Here is a 19,508-nt window from a genome sequence, read left to right as displayed (position 1 = left end):
TCACGGGCGAGCAGGATTGCGTAGGAGCCGGCGGCTGTCAGGTGTTGTTGCAGCCGCTGGCGATGGTGTCTTGGTTAGAGGTGCTGGACTGCGACGGTTCCAGGTTCCACTCGGGCGGGTTGCCGGCGATCGTCAAGGGCGGCATCGATGGGACGGCTTGAATAACGCGCTGCTTTGCGCCACTGTCTCGGCACTTTTTCCGGCGGAGACCGAGCATGCTGTTGATCCTTCCCGCAGTGATGGCCCTGGCCTTGATCCTGGTGTTCTGGCGCCGTCAGAAAGCCCTCACTGCGTTGCGCCGGGAAGCCTATATCCGCAACTTCACCTTGCCACCGCGGCTGTTCGAGCCGCTGCGCACCCAGCATCCACACCTGAGCCTCAAGGACTGCCAACTGGTGGCCCAGGGCCTGCGCCAATTTTTCCTCGCCTACCTCAAAAGCGGCCAGCGCTACGTGTCGATGCCGTCCCAGGTGGTGGACGACCTGTGGCATGAATTCATCCTGCATACCCGGGACTACCAGGCGTTCTGCAACAAGGCCTTCGGCCAGTTCCTCCATCACACCCCCGCTGCGGTGCTCGGCCAGAATGCCGAGCAAAAGAGCGACAACGGCCTGCGCCGGGTCTGGCGCCAGGCCTGCCTGGAAGAAAACATCAACCCGGCCCAACCCAGCCGCCTGCCGCTGCTGTTCGCCCTGGATGCCAAGCTGAAGATCGCCCGGGGCTTTCACTACGTCGCTGACTGCCAATCCCTGCGGCGCCTGACGGATAACGGCAGCACGGCCGCGGTGGTGCACTGCGGCAGCGACCTGCACAGCAGCTCCTTCGACAGCGATTCCTCCAGCAGCAGCTCTGACAGCGACAACTCGCGTTTGAGCGGCGACGCAGACAGTGGCGGCAGCGATGGCAGCGGTTGTGGGGGTGGCGGTTGCGGCGGCGGGGGTGGTGACTGACGTTCAGTGAAGAGCGGCGCCTTGGCGCCGCTCCCGTCACACAGCGTTGATCAGGCGATGATGTCGGTGACGGCCGCCTGGCCCACGGTGCCCACGGCGAAGTCCACCGCGCCATGGCCGGTCAGGTCGATCATCAGGCTGGTCTGGTTGGTCTCGGCGAAGTAGGTGAGGATCGCATCGCCGGCGTGGCCAGTGAAGCCGCTGACGAAGTTCAGGGTGGCGCCGGTGGAGGCAAACAGGCCGCTGAGGTCGATCTTGTCCTCGCCACTGGCGAAATCCATGATCCAGTCCGGGGCGTCGAAGGTCGAATCCGCAGCCGCGCCGTAGACGAAGGTGTCGGCCCCCGCCCCACCCCACAGGCTATCGCCGCCGCCACCGCCGTAGAGGATGTCGTTGCCGGCACCGCCTTCGAGGATGTTTGCCGCAGCGTTGCCGATCAGCAGGTCATTACCGGAGCCGCCGATGGCGTTTTCCACGGTCACGCCATGGGCGATGGAGACGTTGCCCACCAGGCCGCCGACATCGGAGAAACCACCCTCGTTGAGGTTGATTTTCTGGTTCTGGGTGAAGCCGGAGAAGTCCAGGGTATCGTTGCCGCCACCGTCCCAGACCGCGAACACCAGCTTGTCGGAGGCGCTATGGGCGCTGTAGAAATCCCGCTCGGTGTTGGAGTTGAAGCCATAGACCGTGTTGTCGGCACGGGTCTCGTGGTTGGCGCCATAGAGCTTCTGCACCGCGACGATATCGTCCAGCAACGGCGCCGAGGCGTAGGCACCGCCGCCGTCCTTGCTGAAGTTCTGCCCGGTGTGGCTCTCGCTCCAGTAGCTCATCAGGCTGTAGCCGCGGGTGTCCTGGGCGTAGGTGACGTCGTTGTAGGTCGGGCTGCCGCTGCCGGCGTTGTATACACCCGGATGGGACAGGCCCAGGCTGTGGCCGATCTCGTGGGTCAGGGTCTGGCGACCATAGTTGCCATTGCCCGGAGTTTCGTTGACCCGGTACTGGTCGTTGATCAGGTACCAGGACTGGCCGTCATAGCTGCTGCCGGACGGCAGGTAGGCGAAGGCCGCGCCGCCGGTGCTGACGTTGTAGTTGCCGAAGCTCAGGTGGCCGTCACCGCCCTTGGCGGACTCGCTGAAGGTGATGTTGGCCACGTCCGACCAGGACTGCAGGGCCAGGAAGGCCTGAGCCTTCTGCAGCGCGCTGAACTCGCTGAAACTGCCCAGGGCCGGGTTGTAGTTGGCCGGTTTGTCAGTGAGGAAGCTGTAGCTCAGGTCGATCTTGCCGTCGCCATTCTGGTCGTGCCAGGACAGGCCCTTGCGCAGGATCGAGTCGGCGGCCTGGTCGGCGGTGAACGATGGCTTGCCGTTCACCAGTTCGCTGCCGCCCCGGTCATACAGATGGCTGAAGGCGTGGACCTGCTGGTAGGCATTACTGCCCGCTGCGAGCGGGTCGATCCCGTAACCGATGGTTTCAGGAAGTGCTTTGGATAGTGCGTTTGACATTGTTACGTCCTTGTTCCAGACAAAAAATTTCCGATAGAACAGCCACGACCCCGCCTGCGAGATCGTCCTATCACTCGCCCATTGAGGCCCTGGAAACCTGACACAGTCGTCAACGGCGAGTCCACGGTTTTTTTTGTCCGACAAAAGCCCGAAAACCGCTCTGCCCCGGGGTAAATATTCCACTCGCGCACAGCTCTGGCAGCCGATAGGCTAAGCCCCCATCCGGGGTTGCAAAGGGCCGCTCAGGCCTCTGCCTCCAGGCTGTTCCACGAGGAGTCCGCGATGCGCAAAATCCTGCTGCTGGGCACTTTGATGATGTTCACCGGCGCCGCCCACGCCGAAGCTGTACCGCTGTTCAACGTCTCCTGCCCCGGCAATCTGGCCGTCAGCGCCGACCAGGGCGGTCCGATTTACATCAACGGCAAAGTGGTCAAGAGCCGCGCTGTGGATGACCGGCATTTCCAGGTCAAGACGCCGGAAACGAACCTGACCATCAGCGTCGAGGACGACGACTCAGTGAGCGTGAAGTACAGCGACAAACACGGTGCCAGTGGCCTGTGCGAAGCCGTGGACGACTGAGGCGCCTCAGAACAGGCCCATCTGCCCGCCCACCAGGGTGCTGAAGTCGTCCTGCACGAACGGCAGGATGGCGTCTGCCACCGGCTGCAGTTGCCGGGTCAGGTAGTGCTCGTAGTCGATGGCCGCGCGGCGGTTTTCCAGGGGCTCGGGGCCGGCCAGGGTGATCACGTAGCTGATCCAGCCACCGTTCTGGTACTGCAGGGGCCGGCCCTGCTCGCGGTTGTACTCGTCCGCCAGGCGCGCCGCGCGCACATGGGGTGGCACGTTGCGCTCGTAGTCGTCCAGGGGACGGCGCAGGCGCTTGCGGTAGATCAGCAAATCGTCCAGTTGCCCGGCCAGGGTGCGTTGCACGTAGTCGCGCACATAGTCCTGGTAGGGCTGGCGGTGGAAGATGCGCTGGTACAGCTCCTGCTGGAATTCCCGGGCCAGGGGCGACCAGTCGGTGCGCACGGTCTCCAGGCCCTTGTAGACCATCTCCTGGCTGCCATCGGCGCGCTGCACCAGCCCGGCGTAACGCTTCTTGCTGCCCTCCTCGGCACCGCGGATGGTGGGCATCAGAAAGCGTTTGTAGTGGGTTTCAAACTGCAACTCCAGGGCGCTTTCCAGGCCGTACTCTTGCTGCAGATGCTCGCGCCACCACTGGTTGACGTGGGCCACCAGGCCGCGGCCGATCAGCGCCGCCTGCTCCTCGTCATGCAGGCTGCCGAGCCAGACGAAGGTGGAGTCGGTATCGCCATAGATCACTTGATGGCCCTGGGCTTCGATCAACTGCCGGGTACGGGCCATGATCTCGTGGCCACGCAAGGTGATGGATGACGCCAGGCGTGGATCGAAGAAGCGGCAGCCGCTGGAGCCGAGCACGCCGTAGAAGGCGTTCATGATGATCTTCAGGGCCTGGGACAATGGCGCGTTGTGCTCGCGCTTGGCCACTTCGCGGCCCTCGGCGACCCGGGTCACGATCGAGGGCAGGCAATGTCGGGTACGGGAGAAGCGCGCGCCGCGAAAGCCTGCCACCGAGTGCTGGTCATCCGGTTGACGCAGGCCCTCCACCAGCCCCACCGGGTCGATCAGGAAACTGCGGATGATCGAGGGGTACAGGCTCTTGTAGTCCAGCACCAGCACCGACTCGTAGAACCCGGGCCGCGAATCCATGACAAAACCACCGGGGCTGGCCTGGGGCGGCAGCTCACCGAGATTGGGCGCGACAAAGCCCTGGCGATGCATCAGCGGCATGTACAGGTGAGTGAAGGCCGCCACCGAGCCACCGCTGCGGTCGGCGGGCAGGCCGGTGACCGTGGCCCGCTCCAGGAGAAAGGTCAGCAGCTCGGTCTTGGCGAAGATCCGCGTCACCAGCTCGCAGTCCTTGAGGTTGTAGCGGGCCAGGGCCGGCTTGTCCTCGGCGAACATGCGGTTGATTTCGTCCATGCGCTGGTACGGGTTGTCGATGGACTTGCCCTCCCCCAGCAGCGTCTGGGCCACGTTCTCCAGGCTGAAGGACGGGAAACTCCAGGTCGCCGAACGCAATGCCTCGATACCGTCGATGATCAAGCGCCCGGCGGCCGAGGCAAAGTAATGGGTGCGGCTGCCGTGCTCGCGCCATTGCATTTCCTCGCCACCACGCCCCAGGCGCAGGGGCACGGCCAGGCGCCGGGCATGTTCGTGAAGCACCCGCAGGTCGAACTGCACCAGGTTCCAGCCGATGATTGCGTCAGGGTCGTGCTCGGCCAGCCATTGGTTGAGTTTCTCCAGCAACTGCTCGCGGCTGGCGCAGAACTCCAGGTCGAAGTCCACCGGGCTGTCGTCCTCCCGGGCCTTGCCGAGCATGTACACCTGGCGCTGGCCACACCCCTCCAGCGCAATGGAGTACAACTCACCGCGCTCGCTGGTTTCGATGTCCAGGGACACCAGCTTGAGGGTCGGGCGGTAGTCCGGCGCCGGCTTCATCTGCGCCTCAAGCAACAGGCCGTCGGGCCCTGGCTGGCCGCCAAAGGACACCGGCGCGGTAATGAAACGCTCCATCAGGTAGCGCTCGGGCGGACGAACGTCGCCCTCGAACACCTCGACACCGGCACGGCGCAGGGTCTTGTCCAGGCGCATCAGTTGATTGTGCTGCGGGCAGTACATGCCCAGCACCGGGCGCTGGTGGAAGTCCCGCAACTGCAAGGGGCGCAGCTGGACATCCGGGTCGTCGGCCAGCAAACGCTCGGCCTGGGCCCGCTGGGCCGCCGGAACGAAGGCCACGGACGTTTGCAACGGCAAGCGGATACGGCGCGGCCCCTGATCGGTGGCCAGCCAGAATTCGACTTCCGTGCCCGCCGGCGTGTCGCGCCAGTGCCGGGTCAGGACGAAGCCTTGTTGTACATCCACCGCTGCAACCTCAGAACATTTCAAGGCGCCGATTCTACCTGCCCTGACCGGCATTGGGGGGCCTGGGTGATGGCTTTTCGGCTTTTGTCAGACAATATGTAGTGCCTTAAAATTTTCACTACAAAACCGTTGACGAGAGGATTTCGCCCTTGCATGATGCAGGCGTCCCCCCGATCGGGGGACGAGGCAAAGGTGTTATGAGCAAGCTCGTCTGACCGCCGAGCTGTGACCCGGATGTGTACTGCCCACAAGGCAGATTGATGAAACTGACCTGGCATTGACCGTCCAGTACCAAGACGGGAAGCCGGCGAAAACTCTTCAAGATGCTTGTGGCCGATGGTGGGAATGTCGGCAGCTTCATCCAGGTTTACGCTGCTTCTCTTCGTTGTGACGCTATTGCGTAGCAGTTAATCAAGGCAACTACACGCATCAGGCTCTGGGCCTTATCTGTATCCGACAGACACCCTCTGTCGCCCTGTTTCCGGTATCAGGGTTCAACTTACCGACGTAGCAAGATGAATTAGCGAATCAACTTAGATAGATCGATAAATGGTCAAGGGGGCTACAAATGAATCTTAATAATCAACCCACTATTGATGAATTGGCACGTATGTTCGCCGCACAGAAAGACAGCCACGACAGCCACATCCTGTGGATTGCCAAGTCGGGCCAAGTGCATATCGACTGCCTGTCGCCCCATAGCCATGAAGCAGAGTTCGACCAGAACAACCAGGAACTGGCGGCCCGCCTGAAGATGTACCGCCGCGGCCAGGGCTACGTCGGCAAGAAAGCCGCCGCCGACAAAGACTTCATCGGTCGGGTCCTGGAGACCCTGAAAGCCGAATGGCAATCGCTGCGGGACAAGTCGGAAGTTCGGGTGATTGATCGGTTTTGTTGAGTACCTTGTGTGATCAACGGGTTGAACACCCGTTGATCCACCCTCTTCCTGGAACAACTGCAACACGGCACATAACCAACTACCAACTTCTGCGTGTTGCAGCCACCTCTAGCAACTTTCACTCCCCTCATGACTTGCCACAGCGTTGCAACAAGTGGCTCGGAACTTCCCTGACGCGCCTGTTTCTCGAGCATTCGATCCGGCACCTGGGCATGCTCTTCGAGCACAGCGGCCTTACTTGCCAGTGAGCGACGCCGGAGGGACGAAATACACATCGCGGCGCTTTAGCCCATAGTTGCCCATGCGCAGGTAACGCTCGTTCATGTTCATGAAGGGCTTGATCATCGGCGCGATGATCAATAGAAACGCGATGGTGCCGATGCCGAATGGCCCGCCCATGAACCAGCCGAGGACAAAGACCGAAATCTCCAGAACCATCTTCGCCAGGGTGAAGGACCAACCGAGTTTGTTCATCATGCTGATCACCAGTAAATCGATGACCCGGATGCCGATCCCGCTCATGATGATCAGCGCCGAGGAATAAGCGCACAACCCCAAGCCAATGGCGAGCAGCACATAAGGCCCCAGGGCCGCCGCCAACACCTCGTCAAACTCCAGAAACAGCCAGAGATCGATGAACAGTCCGGTCAGGGTCGTGGTCACAAAGGGACTGATCGGCGGCCACTGCCTGTTCCACAGTGCCCACCAGAGCAACAAGCCCACCGAGAACAATGCAGAACAAGCCCCCAGTCCCACCTGCAGATGATTGTTCAAGGCGATGACAAACACATCCAGTGGATCGGTGCCCAATCGGCTGACAATAAAGAACAGTGCCCCCAGCGAAAAGATCATCACGCCTATCAAGTACATCGCCAGCCGACTCGGCGTCAGCCAGGCACGCACAGAGGCGGCCAGGACTTTCTTGAGGCCCTTGGGCTCGTGGATTGGTTCGTTGATCATATCGTTTGCCTTTTCTCAGAATGGATACATCCGTTGTGTCCTGCCATGCGCCCATTCACCTCGAGCTCATGGAGATAAAACTCATGCCGTTGCTGACATGGCGAATGCTGACCCTGGAGTTGTCGATGCCACCTTCGCAAATCTCGTTCTGCACTTCGTGGCTGGCCTGGGCCAGATACAACCCGCCCAGCACCGAGGCTTCGGTGCCCTGGGGGGAATGCATCACCAGGGGCGGATTCAAGGAGGGCTTCAGGTAGCCCGGCTCGCGCAGCAGCATGCCCACCTGATGGGGGATTTCCGGGAAGCGTCCGAGCATGCCCCCGCCAAGGCAGATCACCTCCACCCGGAACAGCTCCACCAGGTTGGCCGTGGCCAGCGCCAGGGCCTGTACCGCCCGCAAGCGCCAGTGGTTAAGCGTGGCCTCATCGGAAAAGCCCATCGAGGCGACAAACTTGTCCAGTGAACGGAACGACGCATAGGCCTGCAGACAACCCGCCCGTCCACAACTGCAGGGCGCTCCTCCGGGCCAGACCAGCAGGTGTCCCAATTCGCGATCGGGCAACATGCGGCCCTGATAGACCACGCCGCCACCAACCCCGGTGCCCAGGGAAAAATGCACCAGGTTGGAGGCACGCATGACCGTGGCATCGCCGAAAGTCGCCGCCGTTCCGTCATCGCACCAGATCACCCGTTCGACCCCCTCGATGCGAAAAGCCGGGCCGATGGCCAGGCCTTCCCAGTCGGGTCGATTGGGCCAGCGAATGATTGTGCCGTCGGCATTGATCGTCGGCGCGCTGGCAATCACCAGGCAATTGATCGGGCCGTACAGCGCTATTTGCTGGCACAACAGGACCACCGCCTGTTCAAGAATGCTTTGCGGAACACAACCGGCCGGAATCTCGATGCGCTCACGCTGCACAACGCGTCCGGCGATGCTGAAGTGAAGGGCCATCTTGCTGCCGCCCAGGTCGATACTTGCGCAATGCATCAGAAACGCCCTCCGCCATCGACCGCGATCACCGCACCGTTGATATAGGAGGCCCGGGCCGAGGCGAGAAAGCCGACCACTGCCGCCACTTCCTCGGGGCGTCCCAAGCGTCGCAGGCCAATACGCTGGCACACCTGCTGTTCCTCGGCGGCGCTGTAATGGGTCGGTGGTCCGGCCACGGCCCCCGGAGCTACCACATTGACGGTGATGCCGAACCCACCGACCTCAAAGGCCAGTGATCGGGCGTAACCATGCAGCGCCGCCTTGGACGCGGCATAAAGGCTTTGCCCGGGCATCCCGCTCTCGCCGGCCAGTGACCCCAGGAGCACCACGCGCCCGGCTCGCTGCCCCAGCATCGGCCGCACAACCTGACGCACCAGGCGGATCGTGGCCTCGACATTGAGTTCGAACAGCGGGTCGCCATCGAGTTGATTGCTGAGCAGGGCAGACTTGCGCAACATCTTCCCGGCACAACACACCAAGGCATGAATCGGCCTTGAGTCAGCGGCCAGGGTGGCCAGCATCCTTGAGGTATCTTCTGCGCATGTCAGGTCGCAAGCGACCGGAATCAGTGTGCCAGGCAGCTCCGCGGTCTCGGCGACCAGGGCTTGCATACGCTCGATGTTGTGTTGATAGACCCCGAAGACCCAAGCGCCTTCGCGGACCAGCTCTTCACATATCGCAGCGCCCAGCACACCTGAAGCCCCTGTGACAAGGCACACCCGTCCATTCAGTTCCAGCATGATTTTCCCTATCTGCAATCGATTTAAACAGGCAGCTGAACCGCTACCCTGTATGACACCCGGTACTGCGTGGTTCCTGCCGTCGCCACAGGAAGCTGGCGAAAGTACTTGTCTTCGAAGCAGCTCAGGCAGGGAGCTCCGTTGTGGTCGTAGGATTCGACAACGCACAGCCTCAACAGCGCGCCCAGCGGTGACCTGTGCAACGGCCATTGATCACAGACAAGCCCCGCCTGCTGTGACAGCAGGCGGATCATCAAGGGGTCCACGGCAATCCACTCACCACAGATCTGCAGTTCGGCCCAGTAATGGCCGGTGGCATAGGGGGAACTGAGCAGCAGGCCGAATACCTGCCTGGCAGGCAAGCCGAGTGCCTTGGCCCGCTCAACCAGCAGTTTCGAGAAGCCACCGCATTCGGCCAGCTTGTGCCGGCTCATGAATTCAAGGTCCCAACGAACTCCGTCATGCAGCATGTAGAACTGCATGCCGGCACTGACCTCTTCGATCAGCTCCCGAAACGGACTCGGCAGGAGCCGCATTTGGCCCGGTATGACTAGGCATTGGCGATAGAAGTCACCGCCCTGCGGTGCCTCCAGCACACACAGGCGCTCCGCGGCGGTCAGCACCTGGATCGGCCCCTGGGGCGGCTGTTTCTCGTTGAGCGTATACACCAGTTCAACCTGTCGCTGACGATCGGACTGGCGAAACGCCGTGGCCCAACTGCGCATGGCCAGTTTGTGCAACGACGGCAAGCGCAGGTGCAGGGACAGGCTGTACAGATCGTCAGGATCGAAGAACTCGTCGTGCTCCTGAATACGCGACACCAGGCCGATGGACTTCAGTGCCTGCAGGTCACTGTCGACAAAGCCATAGAGCCCCGCCTCCCCTGCCGCCACGCTGAACCGGCGATGGTGATCCTCGACCTTGGCCAGGTTATCGAGAACAGCTTGCGCCAACGGCTGCCGAACAAGCGCCAGGCTGGTCATGCGAAGCTCGTCATTTCACATTGGGCAGCCGCCTGACAACCACTCAGCCCGGCGATTGTCGGGGCGATCTGTTGCAGTTGAAGGGGCCCCGGCGCGGCCTTGATCCTGGCCCCATCCAGCAGCACGAAGCCGCAGTCGCGATGCCATCCCGACTGCGCGGTGCGGCGCACGTGGTTGGCCCAGCGCGGATCGCCCAAAGGTGGGCGCTTGGGGTCCGCCGGAGTCACGATCAGGCTCGGGGCCAGGTGAGTATGGGGCCCCTGGTACACCTCCTCCCGGGCACGGACGCTGGCCAGCGCCGGCTGCCCATCGGCAAAGCGGATGTCACTCAGGCATTGCATCACCGCCTGGCGTTGAGCAGCGCTGGCGTGCCCTTCATTGCACAGGTCGGCGCACAACATCACCCCATGGGAACCCTGCACCGTCTCCAGGGCGACGCTGCGCTTGAGGTCAACCTGCCCCTGCTCGTCGAGCACTTGCAGGCCCGCGGCCCGCAAGTGCTGATCGATGGAGAAGAACCCCGCCAGTTCGCCGAAGCCCATTTCGGAAAACACCAGCATCGACTCTGGAGCCAGGGACTGCAGACGCTCGCAGGCACGGTCGATGAAGTCATAAGCGCGCAGAATCTGCGGGCGCTGCGCGGGCTCGGACTCAAGCATTTCGTACCACATGAAATGTGACAGACGATCGGCCAGGGTCAGGTTGACGATCATCACATCCGCCTCTTGCGCAAGCGCCATGGCGCTGTCGAGCTGATGCTCGGCAATCCGGAAGGCCTGGGCTGCGAACCCGTCGAAGGGCTGCCCGGTGTAGAACAGCGAAACGTCATGGGCGTAGCGCACCCCCTGGGCATTCAGGTCGCGCAGCAGGCTGCGCGGGTGGCTGGTATTCATCGAGTTGTGCATCGGGTAGGTAATCAGCGTGCCATTGAGCGGCCGCGGCGGATGGGTGAGCTGCACATTGACCACCGCAAAACGCTGACCGGCCATTTCCGGCCACTCCCAAAGCCGGGGCGCCATGACATCGGTGGTTTCGAGAATCCGCGGAATCTCCCCCGAGCTGTGGGCGCTCCAGTAGGAAAAGCAGCCGTGCCGACCCGGGTTGACCCCCGAGAAAGCGGTCGCCAGGTTGCTTGGCTCATAGGGCACCGGCCCACAATTCAAATGCCGATAAGAGTGCGCGCCCAAGCGCTGCGAGAACCATGGAAGCCGGCCTTTGGCAACTTCGGACTCCAGTACCAGTGGGTCCATCCCTTCGGCAATGACAATCAATGTCTTCATAATATCAATTAGCCTCTTATCATCCCTGAATCCGGCAAACTTAGTGAATACCGAACCAACACTTAGACATGACCGCAAAGTGACAATCCCTTTGCAATGTCGCGAATACCACCCTGTCAAGAAAGCGAATAAAAGGCAGAAAGACACAAACCACTCCTTTATTTAAAAAGGAGAGCTGCATATAAATTCCCAGATATGAAACGACACTTCCTTGACGTCAGCTATTCTTATAAAGCGCGCCTACGCCCGCCACCAACCCACCTCAAAGCCATTCAGAACGGGGGCTTCAGGACAAATCAGCTATTTCCGATTTTTTAACACAGGGATTAATTCGGACACGACAACTGCAACTCCGAGAGTATTTCACAATATTACAAAGGATTACTAAAAATAACCTTGCACCCAGCTTTTAATCCCATGTTATCTTCACGGCGACTCTGAAAATAACAACTAGGGAAGCACCACCCACGAACTACAAAATCTATAGCGCGACACATTTGGCAGCCCAACTACAACTTCAGGAAAGACACTTTAAACACCGGGACTTCTTCCAAAACATCCCGGTAAACATCTGCTTGCCTGTTTATTTATCAACCTTTCCAAGGGAATGGATGTATGACCCTGGCTATTGATGGCGGTACCCCTGTTCGACAAACCCCTTATCCCGGCTGGCCACAGTTTGGCGCCGAAGAGGAAAGCGCTCTGCTGCGCAGCCTGCACCAGGGCCAGTGGTGGCGCATGCAAGGCTGCGAAAACCTGGACTTCGAACAGGCCTTCGCGCAGATGCACGGTGCCCATTCGGCCTTTGCGGTGAGCAACGGCACAGTGGCGATCGAAATCGCCCTGCAAGCCGCAGGCATCGGTGCCGGTGACGAGGTCATAGTGCCGGCGTTCACCTTCATCTCCACCTCGATGGCCTGCCAGCGTATCGGTGCCACCGCGATTGCCGTGGATGTACTGCCCGACACGCTGTGCATCGACCCGGCCGCCGTGCTGGCGAACATCGGCCCCCGCACCCGAGCCATCATTCCAGTACACATGGCTGGGCACATGTGCGACATGCTCAGCCTGTCGAGAATCGCCGACCAGCATCGGCTGGTGATCATCCAGGACGCCGCCCATGCCCACGGCGCGCGGGGCTACGCAGATACCGGGATCGGCGAGTATGGCTCCCTGGCCTGCTTCAGTTTCCAGAACTTCAAGCTGATGACCGCCGGTGAAGGCGGCCTGGTCCTGTGCCCCAACGAAGAGCTGCGCGAGAAGGTCTTCCTGTATGGCAATTGCGGGCGTCCGCTGGGTGATCGCAGCTATCAGCACACCGTGGTCGGCACCAATGCCCGGTTGAGCGAGTTCAGCGCCGCGGTGCTTGGTGTCCAGCTTTCACGCCTGGAGCAACAGACCCGCGTGCGCCAGCACAATGCCCGGCTCCTGAGTGACACCCTGGCCCGCCAGGGACTGGTCACCGCACAGGTGCGCACCCAAGATGCCCACACCCATCCCTATTACATGTTCCTGTTCACCCTCAACGACCTCCCGGGCCAGCGCGCGCTGGATCGCAACCGGGTGGTGGACTGCCTGGTGGCCGAAGGCATCCCGGCGTTCCGCTCCTACCAGGCGCTGTACCGCATTCCCAGCTTCTGGCAGGCTCCGGCACCGACCCGGCAGGACCTGGCCCAATGCATCGCCTCCTGTCCGGTGACCGAGCACATGGCACAACGAGGTATCTGGATCCATCACCGCGCCCTGCTCGGCAACGAACAGGACACCCTGGACATCGCCACGGCCATCGCCAAGGTCCACCAGCATCTGGCCGGCGAACGATGATCGAGCCCCGTATAGCCCTCGTCGGAGCCGGCTGGGTGGTGCGCAATGTCTGGGCACCACTGCTGGTGCAACACAATGCGCACATTGTCTCGGTGATCGATCCACAGACCGATGCGAGTACGGCCTTCCCTGCCATGTCGCCTGGCCCGCGCTGGCATCGCTGCATGAGTGACCAGGCGTTGCACAATTGCAATCTGGCCCTGATCTGCTCGCCCAACGTGCATCACGTGCAGCAGGCCTTGAGGGCCATGGGCCAGGGATTGCACGTGATCCTGGAAAAACCCGCCTGCCTGTCCTCCGCGGATGCCGAACAGTTGATCCGCTGCAGCCGTGAAACCGGTGCCGAACTCCTGGTCAGCGCCGCGGCGGCCCACCGCAGCGACGTTCGCGCCATGGCCGCGGCCCGGGGCGCGCTGGGCACACTGCACTGCATCGATGTCAGCTGGCGTCGGCGCCGTGGGGTGCCGCGCCCGGGCTCCTGGTTCACCCAGGCCAGCCAGGCCCTGGCCGGCTCGGGCGCGGACCTGGGCTGGCACCTGCTGGAGGTGGCTCTGCATGCACTGGACTATCCGTTGATCGACGCGGCCTTGTGCAACCATGTGCCGGCGACCGCCGATGAAGCTCAACAGCAGGCCACCTGGCGTGGCGACCAGGGCCCGGGAGGCGCGATCGAAGTCGAGTCGCAGTCATTCAGTTGCCTGCAGGCCCGGGGCGGCACGCTGGTGCGCATGAGTACTGCCTGGGCCAGCCACCAGGAGCACGATGAAACCCGTATCACCCTGTACGGCAGCGCTGGTGAGCTGTGTTTGCGCACCACCTTCGGCTTCAGCCAGAACCGCATCCAACAGCCGAGCCTGACCCTGACCGTGGACGGCACCCAGACCTCTCTGGCCTTCGCCGCCGAGGACAACCTCGCGCCCTACCGGGACTTCCTCGGCAGCCGCATCGCCAGCCTGGGCACTTGTGCGCAGACCCGCGAACACGAGTACCGCAAGCTGCGCTCGCTGGCCTCGGCGATGTCCGCCCTCTACCCCCATCTCACGCCATCTTGCACCGCCCGGCCAGGTCACTGACCGGGCGCCGCAGCCAGGAGCCACTCCCATGGCCAGTTCCACACCGCTCAAAGACAAGTTGCTGCAACTCTCCAAACTCTCGGGGCCGATCGTCGTGTCGCGCATCGGCTTCCTGTTGCTGTCCCTGGTGGACACCATCATGGTCGGGCGCTATGCCACCGAGTCGCTGGCGGCGATCTCCATCACCCACGCGATTGCCGACACCTACATGCTGATTGCCGCCGGTTTGCTGTTCGGCATCCTGGTCATGGGCTCGATCGCCATCGGCCAGCAGGACCCGCGCGCCGCCGGCCTGGCCGCCCAGCGCGGAGTGGTCCAGGCCCTCGGTCTCGGGCTGGCCTGCGCCCTGGCCAGTGTCGCCAGTCTGCCCTTGCTCGCGCGGTTCGGGGTGCAGGCGGAGCTGGCCGCGGCCATTGCCGAACTGATGGTCATCGTGGCGCTGGGGTTGCCGGCGATCCTGATCTACATCGCCTACTCGTTTTTCCTCGAAGGCATCTCTCGCCCCATGCCCGCCACCCTGGTCATCCTGGGCGGCAACCTGGTCAACGCAGTGCTGTGCTACGCCATGGTCTACGGCGAGTTCGGCCTGCCGGAAATGGGCGCCCTGGGCTCAGCCTGGTGCACCACCATTGTCCGGCTGTTGATGGCACTGGCGATCGTGCTGTATGTGCACCGGATCATGGCTGACCGTGACGATTTCGCGATCAACCAGCGTTTTCGCTGGGCCTGGCCGCAATGGCAGATGCAGCGCCGCATCGGTTACGGCGGCGGCTTGAGCTTCGGCATCGAAGCCCTGGCCTTCATGCTCATCGCGGTCATGGCCGCAGTGGCCTCGCCGTTAATTGCCGCCGCCTGCGCGGTGCTGGTCAATATCCGCTCGATCCTGTTCATGATTCCCATGGGGGTCGGCTTTGCCACCTCGATCCAGGTGGGCATGGCCCACGGCAACCGCGACCTGCCGGACATCAAGCTGTCGACCCGCGCCGGGCTGCTGCTGGGGGTGTCCCTGAGCACCCTCTGCGCCCTGGTCCTGGCGGCCCTGCCGGAACCGTTGCTGGCGCAATACAGCCATGACTCGCAACTGCTGGCCGTGGCCCTGCCGAGCATGCTGCTACTGGCCCTGGCGCTGCCCTTCGATGCCTGGCAGGGAATCATGTCCAATGCCCTGCGCGGACGCGAAGACGCCATGGCCCCCACCCTGATCCATGCCATTGCCTACCTGCTGCTGATGGTGCCCCTGGGCTGGCTGCTGACCCTGCACTGGCAGCGCGGCCTCAATGGTCTGGTGGAAGCCATGCTGATCGGCAACCTGATCGCTGCGGTGCTCATGACCCAGCGCCACCACCAACTGAACCACCAGCCCGGCCAGGCTGGCCCTGCCAGCGACTTGCGCGACGAAGGTGCCTGATGCAGCTCTCCGTGATCATTCCGGTGCATGCCAAGGCCGAGCGCCTGCGCCTGACCCTGGCCAGCCTGCAGCGCCAACAGGCACGCTGTGAATTCGAGACCGTGATCGTCGCCGACGGCGCCCAGCCCGCCGTACTGGCCCTGGTCGAATCCTTGCCGGACGTACGGCTGCTCAGCTCGCCGGGCCTGGGGCGCGCAGCGGCGAGGAATCTTGGGGCCAGTGTCGCCAGGGGTGAGATCCTGCTGTTTCTCGACGATGACATCCTGGTCCAGGACGGTTTCTTCGAGGCCCACCTGCTGGCCCAGCAGGCACACGGCGGCCTGGTACACGGCCGGCTGCGGGAACTGATTGCCCTGGGTCCGGTGAGCGATCCGGCCCTGGGCACCGTCGGCTGCCCACCGATCCTGGTGGAAGACTTGCTGGCCGGGCGCTGGACACCACAGAGCGCGCGGACCCTGGCCAATCCGCTGGAGCAGGCCGCAGAACATCCACGGGCCAGCCAGTGGCCATGGCTGGCCAGTGCCGGGGCGAACATCTCCCTGTCGCGCAGCGCCTGGCGCCAAGTAGGCGGGTTCGATGCGTCCTATGGCCGACGCTGGGGCATGGAAGACCTGGACCTGGGCTACCGCTTGTGGCGGGCCGGGGTCAGGCTGAGCCTGGAACCCCGCGCCTGCGGTTACCACATGTCCCATCACAATCCCCAGCGCTGGGAGGACCATCGGCATAACCTGCAACTGTTCCAGGCCCAGGCACCAATCGCCGAGGCCCTGGCCCTGGACGAACTGCTCTCGCCCACCGGCTCGGTGCAGCGCTACATCGCCCGGGTCGACCAGATCCGGCAGAACGCCGTGTCCCCCTGTACGCGGCAGTGACGCTGCAGGGCCTGGAGAAAACGGCCCTGACCGGCGAACAGCATCAGCACCTGGGAGCGGTAGCACAGCGCCGCCTCGCGCCACGCCGGCCAGGAACAGGCAATATCCCGGGCTTGCAGCTGCAGGCCCAAGGCCCGCACATGCCCCTGCAGCGCCTGCTGCGACAACTGCTCGGCATAGGGAAACTCACTGTAGAAATACACCCGGTTAGGCAGCTCGCGGGCCAGGCGATGGGTCAGGCAATGGTCGACATGCCCCCCGATGGCCAGCGGCGCGCAGACCACATCCTGCGGCCGTAGAAAACCTTGCAGCGCAGCCACCAGGGCAGCCTCCGGGGCTGGCCAGGAGCCCGGGGCGCTGTCCAGGAACAGCGACTGCAGGCTGGCATGCGCAAAACCTCCGCCCTGATCCAGACGCAATGCACCATCCGCTGCCTCCAGGTTCGAACAGCCGTAGCCGAGGACTGCGGCGGCACGCCGATCCTCGGCGCGACGTTGCCCGGGCGTGGAAAAACAGCGCCAGCGCTGCTCCGGCGCACGGGCCCGGGTCAGCCCCGCCGGGGCGTCGCCGGCAAACAGGCTCAACAGCTCAATCTCCTGCCGCGGCGCCCAGCGTGCCAGGCCGCTGCCCAGGGACCAGACCCCATCGTCCGGGTGCGGCGACAGCACCACCACCCGGCCATTGCCGGCCTCACTGGGCATTGGCGGTGCTGCCTGCGTACAACTGGCCCAAGCGCAGGAACCGGGAGATCTCCCGGTCATTGCGCTCCACCACCCGGCAGCGGCCCATCTTCAGGGGCGAGAGCTGGATGTCCGGGAAGTTGCGCATCTGCACCCAGGACAGGTGGGAAAAGGCCTGGTACAGCGCCTGCAGTTCACGCTCGCACGCCTGCACCCGCAACACCGGCGGCACCTCGGCCAGGCGTTGCGCGCTGGCGCTGAAGGCTTCCTCGAAGGCACTGCACACATGGGTTTCGGGACAGGGCACGCAGTAGTCCAGGTACAGACCAAAGCGCAGCAGCGCCTGATGCATCTCGACTTCCTGCCTGACCTGCTCCACTGACAGCACATCGTGACTGCCGAAGTTGAGGTAGCCGCTGCGCATGGCCGGTGGCGCCTTGAGTGCCTGCAAGGCGCGACAGACGAACATCAGCAAGCCTCCCAGGTCCTTGAAACCATTGACCGCAAAGCAGTCGAACTGCCCGACCAGGCTCTGGGGCAAGGGCTGGAAGACATCGTACTGAACCACCTCGATGTTATTGAAACCCTGCTGCGCCGCGACCCGGGCAATGGTCGCCAGCAACTGCGGGTCGATGTCCGCCACGACGATCCGTCGGCGATAACCATGTACCGCGAGGAACAGCGAGAACAACGCGTCATCCCCCAACAGCAACAGCGCCTCGTGATTCAAGTCGCCCAGGCTCTGCATGATCTTGTAACGACGGATCAAGGTTTCGTAGGTCTCGACGGACTGGCTGTACTGGCTCTGCTTGTCACTGATGAGATCGGTGAGGATCTCGCGAAAATGCGGGTTCAGGCGCAGGCTGTCGTCGCCCACCAGATGCAGGCCGCAGCCCGGCAGCGGAGTCTCATCCGGCCCCTCCCGGACAAAGCGCTGCGGCGAGCCTCCCGGCACCACGCGCAGCTGTCCCTCGGCCAGCAGTTGCGCCAGGCACCAGAGCACCTGGCGCACCGTCAGGCGCGACGACAGCAATTGATAGACCCGTTGGGGGGTGGCGAGTTTGGACAGCAGGTCGTCCAGTGCGGCGGGGTCCGCGGGTAAAGCGCTGGGCAGCATCGCCAGTCCTGTCTGTAGATCCGATCGAGTTGCCGCGAGTGTGCGCATGCAGCCTCCTGTATGCCTGGTTGAAGTGAGATGCCGTCAGAGCACGGCGTGCAGAATGTTCCCGGCACAACGGCCGTGAAAGAAGTTGACCCCGACTTCCAGGGTCGCGCCGCGCCGGTCGGAAAACCCCAGCCCGGTGCCGAACAACCCGCGCACCGCTTGGCCGCCCACCGTCAGTTCGTGGCTCTGCGGGTGCTTGCACAGGTTGCCGTCGCGCTGGTCCAGGCGCAGTTGACGGCCCTGGGCATCCAGCAGCCCGGGCAATCGGGGTCGGTAACCGGTGGCATTGATCAACAGCGCACCGCGGGCGAGCCAGGGTTGCGGATCGGTGGAGCCGATGTGCAAGACGACACTGGCGCGCGCGCCAGCCTCGATCTGCAGCAGGGTGTCCTGGGCGGCGCCGCGCAAGCCGCAGAAGCGGTTGACCTCGCCACTGTCCTCATCCACCCGGTCCTGGGCCCCCAATGGCGCGGCAACCCGGGTCGAGGCCGCCCACAATGCCGGGCGGCGACGGCACAGGACCTGGATCGACCCCAGGCCGAGCAGTCCGGTGAAACGCTCAAGCAGGTAGCCGACCACGGAAAAGGCGCTATGACTGCCCCCCAGCACCACCACTGGCCGCCCTTGCTCCAGGGTCTGGCGCAGGATCGGGTCAACCCGCCCCCGCAGCACCCGGTCGGAGCACAGCACCGAAGTGGCCGGCATCGCCTCCTGCGGTTGCAGCTCACGCACCCGGGCGCCACAAGCCAGCACCAGGTAACGGCTGGAACTGTTACCCCAGCCACCACTGACCGTGAAGCCATCCGCCTCGCATCGGACGTCCTCGACCCCGTGGGCAAAATGGATCGCCGCCCTGGGGTGAGCCTGACAGCGCTCGATGATCACCTGCGCCAGTTGACGCAGAAACGCCGAGACCTGCACCAGGGGCACTACCTGCTCCGGAACCTGCAACCAGCGTTGTACCTGGGGTTGATCCAGGCACTGGGCAAACACCCCGTCGCGGCGAATGCCGCCAAGGAAATCGGCAATCGGCGAATTGGCTTCGATTTCGTAGCCCAGGCCATCCCACTGCTCCAGGGAGGCACTGCGCTCATGCACCTGCAACCCGCAGTCGAGCAATTGCTGCAAACGGCCATTGCGATCTGCAGTAATGAACAGACCCAGGGCCGCGGGCCCGAATCCGATGATCTGTAGCAAGGTATCCATGGCGTTATCCCTTTAAGCAATTGCATGGGA

The 19,508-nt window shown here is 63.2% G+C and carries 17 protein-coding genes and 1 pseudogene; 7 read left to right on the top strand and 11 right to left on the bottom strand.

The annotated features are described in order from the left end of the window. Window positions 1-37 precede the first annotated feature (37 nt). Window positions 38-130: pseudogene (locus PFZ56_RS18285) on the bottom strand (DUF2599 domain-containing protein); the annotation flags it as partial. A gap of 85 nt (window positions 131-215) precedes the next feature. On the opposite strand from PFZ56_RS18285, the gene PFZ56_RS18280 reads away from it, so the two are divergent. Further along, window positions 216-950 carry a hypothetical protein gene (locus PFZ56_RS18280; protein WP_170003089.1) on the top strand — a complete coding sequence of 245 codons (735 nt, stop codon included), beginning with the start codon at window positions 216-218 and terminating at the stop codon, window positions 948-950. Between the two features lie 50 nt (window positions 951-1,000). Here the strand turns inward: PFZ56_RS18280 and PFZ56_RS18275 are convergent, their stop codons facing one another. After that, complete coding sequence (locus PFZ56_RS18275; RefSeq protein WP_222933760.1) at window positions 1,001-2,452, bottom strand: serralysin family metalloprotease; 1,452 nt, start codon at window positions 2,450-2,452, stop codon at window positions 1,001-1,003. A 282-nt stretch (window positions 2,453-2,734) separates the two neighbouring features. On the opposite strand from PFZ56_RS18275, the gene PFZ56_RS18270 reads away from it, so the two are divergent. After that, complete coding sequence (locus PFZ56_RS18270; protein WP_102879838.1) at window positions 2,735-3,031, top strand: hypothetical protein; 297 nt, start codon at window positions 2,735-2,737, stop codon at window positions 3,029-3,031. 6 nt (window positions 3,032-3,037) lie between these two features. On the opposite strand, the gene PFZ56_RS18265 is transcribed toward PFZ56_RS18270, so the two are convergent. Beyond that, on the bottom strand, window positions 3,038-5,398 hold the full coding sequence (locus tag PFZ56_RS18265; RefSeq protein WP_300240234.1) for a DNA polymerase II: 2,361 nt from the start codon (window positions 5,396-5,398) through the stop codon (window positions 3,038-3,040). Window positions 5,399-5,966: 568 nt separating this feature from the next. On the opposite strand from PFZ56_RS18265, the gene PFZ56_RS18260 reads away from it, so the two are divergent. After that, window positions 5,967-6,296 (top strand): hypothetical protein, encoded by a 330-nt coding sequence (locus PFZ56_RS18260; protein ID WP_016968704.1) that lies wholly within the window; start codon window positions 5,967-5,969, stop codon window positions 6,294-6,296. Window positions 6,297-6,530: 234 nt separating this feature from the next. Here PFZ56_RS18260 and PFZ56_RS18255 read toward each other — a convergent pair whose 3' ends face one another. Genes PFZ56_RS18255 through PFZ56_RS18235 form a run of 5 tightly spaced genes read right to left on the bottom strand, consistent with a single transcriptional unit; the run spans window position 6,531 to window position 11,250 of the window. Then, a complete protein-coding gene (locus PFZ56_RS18255; protein WP_102879840.1) occupies window positions 6,531-7,256 on the bottom strand; it encodes a YitT family protein in 726 nt (241 codons plus the stop codon). A 55-nt stretch (window positions 7,257-7,311) separates the two neighbouring features. Next, window positions 7,312-8,244, bottom strand: coding sequence for an ROK family protein (locus tag PFZ56_RS18250; protein WP_102864356.1), 933 nt, complete (start codon window positions 8,242-8,244; stop codon window positions 7,312-7,314). Continuing rightward, window positions 8,244-8,987 carry an SDR family NAD(P)-dependent oxidoreductase gene (locus PFZ56_RS18245; protein ID WP_170004919.1) on the bottom strand — a complete coding sequence of 248 codons (744 nt, stop codon included), beginning with the start codon at window positions 8,985-8,987 and terminating at the stop codon, window positions 8,244-8,246. The genes PFZ56_RS18250 and PFZ56_RS18245 overlap by 1 nt, the downstream gene beginning before the upstream one ends. 23 nt (window positions 8,988-9,010) lie before the next feature. Further along, entirely contained in the window at window positions 9,011-9,970 is a 960-nt protein-coding gene (locus PFZ56_RS18240) for a transglutaminase domain-containing protein (protein WP_170004917.1), read from the bottom strand. Continuing rightward, a complete protein-coding gene (locus PFZ56_RS18235; RefSeq protein ID WP_170004915.1) occupies window positions 9,967-11,250 on the bottom strand; it encodes an alkaline phosphatase family protein in 1,284 nt (427 codons plus the stop codon). The genes PFZ56_RS18240 and PFZ56_RS18235 overlap by 4 nt, the downstream gene beginning before the upstream one ends. Before the next feature lie 615 nt (window positions 11,251-11,865). On the opposite strand from PFZ56_RS18235, the gene PFZ56_RS18230 reads away from it, so the two are divergent. Genes PFZ56_RS18230 through PFZ56_RS18215 form a run of 4 tightly spaced genes read left to right on the top strand, consistent with a single transcriptional unit; the run spans window position 11,866 to window position 16,427 of the window. Beyond that, window positions 11,866-13,074, top strand: coding sequence for a DegT/DnrJ/EryC1/StrS aminotransferase family protein (locus tag PFZ56_RS18230; protein ID WP_102864352.1), 1,209 nt, complete (start codon window positions 11,866-11,868; stop codon window positions 13,072-13,074). Continuing rightward, entirely contained in the window at window positions 13,071-14,147 is a 1,077-nt protein-coding gene (locus tag PFZ56_RS18225) for a Gfo/Idh/MocA family protein (protein ID WP_102879845.1), read from the top strand. Before PFZ56_RS18230 ends, PFZ56_RS18225 begins: the two co-directional genes overlap by 4 nt. Before the next feature lie 28 nt (window positions 14,148-14,175). Beyond that, window positions 14,176-15,555, top strand: a complete 1,380-nt coding sequence (locus tag PFZ56_RS18220; protein ID WP_102879846.1) for an MATE family efflux transporter — start codon at window positions 14,176-14,178, stop codon at window positions 15,553-15,555. Beyond that, the gene (locus PFZ56_RS18215) at window positions 15,555-16,427 is read left to right on the top strand and encodes a glycosyltransferase family 2 protein (RefSeq protein ID WP_170004786.1); all 873 of its coding nucleotides are present in this window, start codon (window positions 15,555-15,557) and stop codon (window positions 16,425-16,427) included. The genes PFZ56_RS18220 and PFZ56_RS18215 overlap by 1 nt, the downstream gene beginning before the upstream one ends. On the opposite strand, the gene PFZ56_RS18210 is transcribed toward PFZ56_RS18215, so the two are convergent. The 3 genes from PFZ56_RS18210 to PFZ56_RS18200 all read right to left on the bottom strand — a co-directional run bounded on the left by PFZ56_RS18210 (window position 16,367) and on the right by PFZ56_RS18200 (window position 19,478). Further along, window positions 16,367-17,128 (bottom strand): PIG-L deacetylase family protein, encoded by a 762-nt coding sequence (locus PFZ56_RS18210; RefSeq protein ID WP_170004784.1) that lies wholly within the window; start codon window positions 17,126-17,128, stop codon window positions 16,367-16,369. The two genes, PFZ56_RS18215 and PFZ56_RS18210, sit on opposite strands and share 61 nt — an antisense overlap. Further along, window positions 17,118-18,224: a bis-aminopropyl spermidine synthase family protein gene (locus tag PFZ56_RS18205; RefSeq protein WP_162884138.1), complete on the bottom strand. Its 1,107-nt coding sequence runs from the start codon at window positions 18,222-18,224 to the stop codon at window positions 17,118-17,120. The genes PFZ56_RS18210 and PFZ56_RS18205 overlap by 11 nt, the downstream gene beginning before the upstream one ends. An 84-nt stretch (window positions 18,225-18,308) precedes the next feature. Next, complete coding sequence (locus PFZ56_RS18200; protein ID WP_110653501.1) at window positions 18,309-19,478, bottom strand: hypothetical protein; 1,170 nt, start codon at window positions 19,476-19,478, stop codon at window positions 18,309-18,311. Window positions 19,479-19,508 lie beyond the last annotated feature (30 nt).

The organism is Pseudomonas danubii, from assembly GCF_042980055.1.
Taxonomy (GTDB): Bacteria; Pseudomonadota; Gammaproteobacteria; order Pseudomonadales; family Pseudomonadaceae; genus Aquipseudomonas; species Aquipseudomonas danubii.
This window is presented reverse-complemented; position numbering and strand designations above follow the sequence as displayed.